The sequence below is a fragment of the Mesorhizobium sp. M7A.T.Ca.US.000.02.2.1 genome, from assembly GCF_003996995.1.
Classification (GTDB): domain Bacteria; phylum Pseudomonadota; class Alphaproteobacteria; order Rhizobiales; family Rhizobiaceae; genus Mesorhizobium.
This window is the reverse complement of record NZ_RZTT01000023.1, coordinates 23,473-29,845: the sequence shown is the minus strand read 5'-3', so window position 1 is coordinate 29,845 and position 6,373 is coordinate 23,473. Positions and strand designations below refer to the sequence as shown.

Annotated in this window: 5 protein-coding genes; 1 reads left to right on the top strand and 4 read right to left on the bottom strand. The window is 62.6% G+C overall.

The window, feature by feature from the left end:
• From EOD15_RS04135 to EOD15_RS04120, 4 genes are all read right to left on the bottom strand, one after another.
• Positions 1 to 317 (bottom strand): FAD-binding protein (locus EOD15_RS04135; protein WP_127408316.1); only part of this gene is annotated, 317 nt, incomplete at its 3' end.
• Between the two features lie 2 nt (positions 318 to 319).
• The gene (locus EOD15_RS04130; protein WP_127320676.1) at positions 320 to 1,753 is read right to left on the bottom strand and encodes a UbiA family prenyltransferase; all 1,434 of its coding nucleotides are present in this window, start codon (positions 1,751 to 1,753) and stop codon (positions 320 to 322) included.
• 207 nt (positions 1,754 to 1,960) lie between these two features.
• Positions 1,961 to 2,224, bottom strand: a complete 264-nt coding sequence (locus tag EOD15_RS04125) for a hypothetical protein (protein ID WP_164748978.1) — start codon at positions 2,222 to 2,224, stop codon at positions 1,961 to 1,963.
• Between the two features lie 156 nt (positions 2,225 to 2,380).
• Positions 2,381 to 4,867 carry a mechanosensitive ion channel family protein gene (locus EOD15_RS04120; protein WP_127320675.1) on the bottom strand — a complete coding sequence of 829 codons (2,487 nt, stop codon included), beginning with the start codon at positions 4,865 to 4,867 and terminating at the stop codon, positions 2,381 to 2,383.
• Between the two features lie 241 nt (positions 4,868 to 5,108).
• On the opposite strand from EOD15_RS04120, the gene EOD15_RS04115 reads away from it, so the two are divergent.
• Positions 5,109 to 6,368, top strand: a complete 1,260-nt coding sequence (locus EOD15_RS04115) for a sarcosine oxidase subunit beta (RefSeq protein ID WP_127320674.1) — start codon at positions 5,109 to 5,111, stop codon at positions 6,366 to 6,368.
• Positions 6,369 to 6,373 lie beyond the last annotated feature (5 nt).

The following is a 6,373-nucleotide window of genomic DNA, read 5'->3' as shown; positions in this document are numbered from 1 at the left end:
GTGCCGGGCACAACCGCCGGGAAGAAGCCGTGTGGGGCAGCGTGGGCGATGATGTCGGACAACAGCACGCCGGCATCCGCCTCGAGAACACCGGTTTCGGCGTTGAAGGCACGAATCCGGTTCAGCGAGCGCATGTCGACGACCGCGCCGGCCGCGTTCTGGCAGGAATCGCCGTAGGAGCGGCCATTTCCATAGGCAAGCAGTGACGCTGGCTTGGCCTGGCCGCCCTTCAGCAGCGAGATAGCCTCGTCGGCACCGATGGCGCGCGGCGCCGGCGGCGTAGCAAGGCCAAAGCTCGGGAACCGCTCAGTGGCCATGCCTACCAGCCCCCGATGACCAGCATCACTGCACCGATCAGCACAACGATCTGGCTGCGCCAGTCGCGGATGATGAAGACGACCGGATCGTCATGCATCTCGTTGCGGCGCGCCAGGATCCAGACGCGCATGGTGAGATAAAGCACGATCGGTGCCAGCGGCCAGATCAGCCACGGATGCGGATAAAGCTCGCGCACCGCGACACTGTCCATGTAGAGCGCCAGCACCAGCGCCGAGGAGAAGGCCGAGGCCATGCCGGCCTGGGCGACGATCTCCTGGTCTTCGGTGCGATAGCCGCGGCCGGCAATGCGCTCGCCAGGCGGAATGGCGGTGGTGCGCAGTTCGACGAAGCGCTTCACCAGCGCCAGCGACAGGAAGAAGAAGATAGAGAAGGCCAGCAGCCAGAACGAGACGTCGACGCCGGTCGCCGCCGCACCGGCCAGGACGCGGATCGTGTAGAGGCCGGCGAGTGTCAGCACATCGACCAGCAGCATGCGCTTGAACGACAGCGAATAGGCCGTCGTGACGACCATATAGCCGCCGAGCACAGCCATGAATTCGGGCGACAGGAACAGCCCGGTGCCGATGCCGATCGCCAGAAGCACCGCGATTGCGCCAAGTCCGAACGGGATCGACAGCGCACCGCTGGCGAACGGCCTGTTGCGCTTGGTGAGGTGTTTGCGATCGAGCGCGAGGTCGAAGAAATCGTTGAGGATATAGATGGCCGATGCCACCGAACTGAACGAGACGAATGCCAGCAGGCATTGCCAGATCATGTCGGTGTTGAAATATTCATGCGAGAGCACCATCGGCACTGCGATCAGCGAATTCTTCAGCCACTGATGGACACGCAGCATCTTGACGATGGTCCGCAAAGTCGGCTTCGGCGCCGGCATCGTCTCGGCGCCATGTGCCGCCTGCCAGCGCGCGGCATGGCGGTCGGGCGCGACGACGATCGCGTTGCGCGCTGCATCGAAGACCTGGAGATCGTGACGGCTGTTGCCGGCGTAGTCGAAACCGCCATCGCCATAGGCTGCGATCAGCGAGGCGCGCTTCCTGCCCGAGGTGAGATTGGCGAGACCATCGGTGGCCAGCACCTGGTCGAAAATGCCGAGATGGGCCGCGATGGCGTCGGCGAACTTGCGCGGCGTACCGGTCGCCAGCACGATCTTGCGGCCCTCGGCGTGTTCGGTCCGGAGGCGGCAAAGCAGCACCTCGCGATAGGGCAGCGATGCCGGATCGATGTCGATGCGTTGCGCGATTGCCTGCTTCAGCCCCGCCGGCCCGCCGGCGATCCAGAACGGTACCAGGAAGATATAGAGCGGGTTCTTCTTGAGAAGGATGAACAGCCCTTCCCACAACAGGTCGGTCGCGATCAGCGTGCCGTCGAGATCGACCGCAAGCGGTATTGCGTTCCTGTCCGACCGCGCATCCATGTCCGTCCTGCCCTGCCCGCGTAGAGTTGCGCGCCGCTTTCCGGCGTCTTGAGGCTGGTATAGCGGGCGATGGCGTAGCGAACGTTAAAACGCCCGGTTGCAGACGGCTGCCGTGACGGTATTTCCGGCGTCATTGTTAAGCAACTGCTACCGGAAACGATAAAAGGCCGAGCAAATGCCCGGCCCCTCAAGATATGCCAACCGGAATTACTTGATTCGGGCGACGCCGCCCGAGATTTCGATGGTTTCCGAACCGGTCAGAGCTTCGAGGTCGCCGTTCGGCAAGGTGACGAAACAGCCATTCGGGCAGAACTCAACCGTTTCGCCACCAGCCAGCGCGAGGTCGGTCTTGCTGCCGCCCTCGGTCACGACCAGCGTGCGGGTCTCGGCGTCCTTGTTGACCGCGCTTGCGGCATGGACCGAGCCGATGGCGGCGACCAGGGCGACGGCAGCGACGAGAGACTTCCACATGGTGCAATATCGGTGTTCCCACCGCCTCTGTTGCATTTCGCAAGGCAATTTCGCCTTTGCATGGGAGCTTATAGGAGATGGAAGCTGAACCGCAACTGAATGCCGCATTCATGCCGCAATCGGTTCCGGCAGGATCAAGGTCGACGGAGTCCCAGCTTAGTCCGGATCTGGCTTCTTGGTTTTGCGGGACTTGACCAACCGCTTCTTCTCCGCCTCGGCTTCGGCCTTTATCTGCTCCTGTTCGGCGAAGTCGGCCTCGATCTTGTCGTCGTCTGTCGGCCACGCCTTGGGCTTATGGGCCTCGACCACGGCGCGCGGCGTCGAGGGCATCTCGATGTGTTCGCTGCTGAATTTTTCGAGGACGGCAAAACGGATGTCGTTCTGCGCGATGTTGCCGTTCATCACATCGGCCAGAAACACGCGGATCTCGAATTCCAGGGCGGCAGGGCCGAAATTGGAAAACAGCACGAAGGGTTCGGGGTTCTTCAGCACCATCGGGTGGCTGCGGGCGATCTCCAGCAGGACGGCATGAACCTGCTTGACGTCGCTGCCGTAAGCAACGCCGACCTTGATGTCGATGCGGCCGAGCTTGTTGCGGTGCGTCCAGTTGCCGACGGCGTTGTTGATCAGGTTTGAATTGGGCAGGATCACCGATTGCCGCTGGAAGGTCTCGATCTCGGTGGCGCGCACACTGATCTTCTTGACTGTGCCGCTGACATCGCCGGCAACGATCCAGTCGCCCACCTTGAATGGCCGCTCGGCCAACAGGATCAGGCCGGAAACGAAATTGGACACCACGTTCTGCAGGCCAAAGCCGATACCGAGGGAAAGAGCGCCGGCGACCAGTGCCAGGCTGGACAGGTCTATGCCCGCCGCCGAGATGCCGACCAGTGCCGCGAGCGCGACGCCGGCATAGCCGACCGCCAGCCTGATCGAGTTGCGCACGCCGGTATCGACCTTGCCACGCGCCATCACCGAACCGTCGAGCCAGCCCTGGAACCAGCGCGTCAGGAAATAGCCTATGATGAAGACGACGATGCCGGAGAGGATGCCGGTCACCGAAATGGTCACCGACCCGATGTTGATCCCGGTTGCGAGCTTGTAGGCCCAAGCCTGGATGTCGCCCGGCTGGAAACCCCACATCAGCAGGATCAGCGGCAGGAACACCAGCACGATCATCACATTGATGGCAACGCTGACGACAAGGCCGAGCTGGTCGAGGGCCGTATCCTCGTAGCTGGATTTGGCTGACAGCCAACGCCCCACGGTCGTATTGGCGAAAGCACCCTCCTCGCCGATCGCCTGCGCCGACAGGAACCCGATATAGGCGGTGATCAGCGCGGTGCCGGTAACGACGACCTGCAGCGAAACGAACAGAGCGAGGCCGATGTAACCGAGCAGCGCCGCGACGATGGTGAAAAGACCGAGTGCAAGCGCCGTATAGCGCAGCCATGCCGGCCACGGCCGCCAACTTCCATCACGCGCCTTGAATGGCCGCAGCATCGCCATCAGGATCAGGATGATGCCGACGACGATGGTGGCGACAAAACTGCGGGCGATGGTCAGCGACAGTGGCGAACCCATCTTGTCGTTGATCACCGACAGGAAGGTGTTGACGCTGATGACCACGGCCATGGCGGTGGCCAGGCGCACCAGCCAGCGCGCCGGCCCGCTTTCGACCGGGATCAGGCGCCAGTTCGGCAGCCGCGGCTCCAGCGCCGCATTGGTCAGCCGGTTGACGCAGAACACCACGCCGATGGCGGTCGCCAATGCATTGAGGAACAGGCCAATATCACCACGCAACACATTGTAATAATTGAAAAAGAAAATGGTCGAGCCAAGAAATGCGGCGACCGCCAAGGTCGGCAGCAAGGTCGACCAGAAGGCCACTGACAGGCGACTGAGGTAGGAAGGATCTTGATTGGACGGGTCGGCTTCGAACACCCTCCCGAACAGCCGCCTGCCGCCGACCAGCAGCACCAGCGCCAGCCCGAGCGCCACGAAGGTCGCTGCGAGGATGGCCTGGAACTTGAACTTGAAAGCGAAGCTCAGCCAGGAAGACACCGCCTTGTACAGATTGGTGTATTCGTCCTGGGCGTCGGAGAAAACCTGCGGGCTCAGCGCATCCGACAGCACGTAGCGTTTGGTCAAAAGGTTGCGGAACAACTCGCTGCGCATATTGCCGATCTTATCGATCAGCCCGCTGATGCGGATCGACAGGGCCTGGGCCTGCGAGATGACCGCATTGATCTCGGCCTTTTCCGACACCAGCGCCTGGCGTTCGCCGCTGACGATGTCGGGCTCCGGCGGCTGACCCGCCGCAGGTGCCGCGCCAAGCTGCTCAAGACGGCTGTTGATCTCGCCAAGACGCGTGCGGAAGGCCAGTGCGCTGTTCAGCGATTGCCGCGACAACTCCTCGAGCTGCAAGCGGATATCGACAAGGCTGCTATCCTCCTCGGCGTCCTGTTGGATCTTCTTTTCCAGATTGTCGGTCTTGGTCGTCAGGTCCTGCAGGATCTTCTGCTGGTCGGCGACCAGCCCGGCTGGCGCCTGGCCAAGCCCTTGTGCAGCCGCGTCCAACGACATCGGCGCCGAAACGACAAGCGCGAGGAGCAAAATGAGACGAAGCAATCGGAAAAGCATGATTTGTTGGCGACTCATCGGCGGCAAAGGCAATCTGAAAAAGCCTGTCCTTGATAAAGACGGCCCTATCCTGGGGCAAGCCGTCGTATCGCGAGCCCATCCGATCATTGGCGCCAGCCGATCACTCACCCCCATCGATCCATTTCAAGCGTCGGCCAGTCGAAAGGCGATGGCGCAATATTGGCTTTGCGGGTGCGGCCTGCTCTATAGTCTGCCGCATCGCCCGAACCGGATGACATCAATGGCAGAGTACTCGGCCTTTTCGCTGCTCGCGAACGCGCTCAAGGGAAACAAGGATTGGAAGCCGGCATGGCGCAAGCCTGACCCGAAAGCGTCCTATGACGTCATAATCATCGGTGGCGGCGGTCATGGGCTGGCGACCGCCTATTATCTTGCCAAGGAACACGGCATCACCAATGTCGCCGTTGTGGAAAAGGGCTGGCTCGGTTCCGGCAATGTCGGCCGCAACACCACGGCGGTGCGCTCGAACTACCTGCTGCCGGCCAACACCCGCTTCTACGAACACTCGATGAAGCTGTGGGAGAACCTCTCGCATGAGCTCAACTACAACGTCATGTTCTCGCAGCGCGGCTGCCTGAACCTGGCGCACACGCCGGCCCAGTTCGACGACTATGCAAGGCGCGGCAACGCCATGCGCCATCTCGGCGTCGACGCCGAACTGATGACGAAGGCTGAGATCAAACGTCTGATCCCGGCGCTCGATGTCTCCGACAGCGCGCGCTTCCCGGTGGTCGGCGGCTTGATGCAGCGCCGCGCCGGCACCGCCCGCCACGATGCGGTGGCCTGGGGCTACGCGCGCGGCGCCGACCGGCGCGGCGTCGACATCATCGAGAATTGCGAGGTCACCGGCTTTCTGCGCGATGGCGACCGCATATCAGGCGTCACCACTTCGCGCGGCGACATCCGCGCCAGGAAGGTGGCCATGGCGGTCGCCGGCAGCACCGGACGCGTCATGCAGCTGGCCGGCATCGAGACGATGCCGATCGAGAGCCATGTGCTGCAGGCCTTCGTCACGGAATCGCTGAAACCCTTCATCGACACCGTCGTCACCTTCGGCATGGGCCATTTCTACATGTCGCAGTCGGACAAGGGCGGCCTCATCTATGGCGGCGACATCGACGGCTACAACAGCTACGCCCAGCGCGGCAATTTGCCTGTCGTCGACGAGGTGATGAGCGAAATGCTGGCGCTGTTTCCGGGCCTTGCCCGTGTGCGCATGCTGCGCTCCTGGGGCGGCGTCTGCGACATGTCGATGGACGGCTCGCCGATCATCACCACCGGTCCCCTGCCCGGCATGTATCTCAACTGCGGCTGGTGTTATGGCGGCTTCAAGGCGACGCCGGCCTCGGGCTGGTGCTTTGCCTGGACCATCGCCAAGGACCAGCCGCACGATCTCAACGCCCCCTTCACCCTCGACCGCTTCCACCGCGGCCTGGTGATCGACGACAAGGGCCAGGGTGCAAACCCGCGGCTGCATTAGCAATA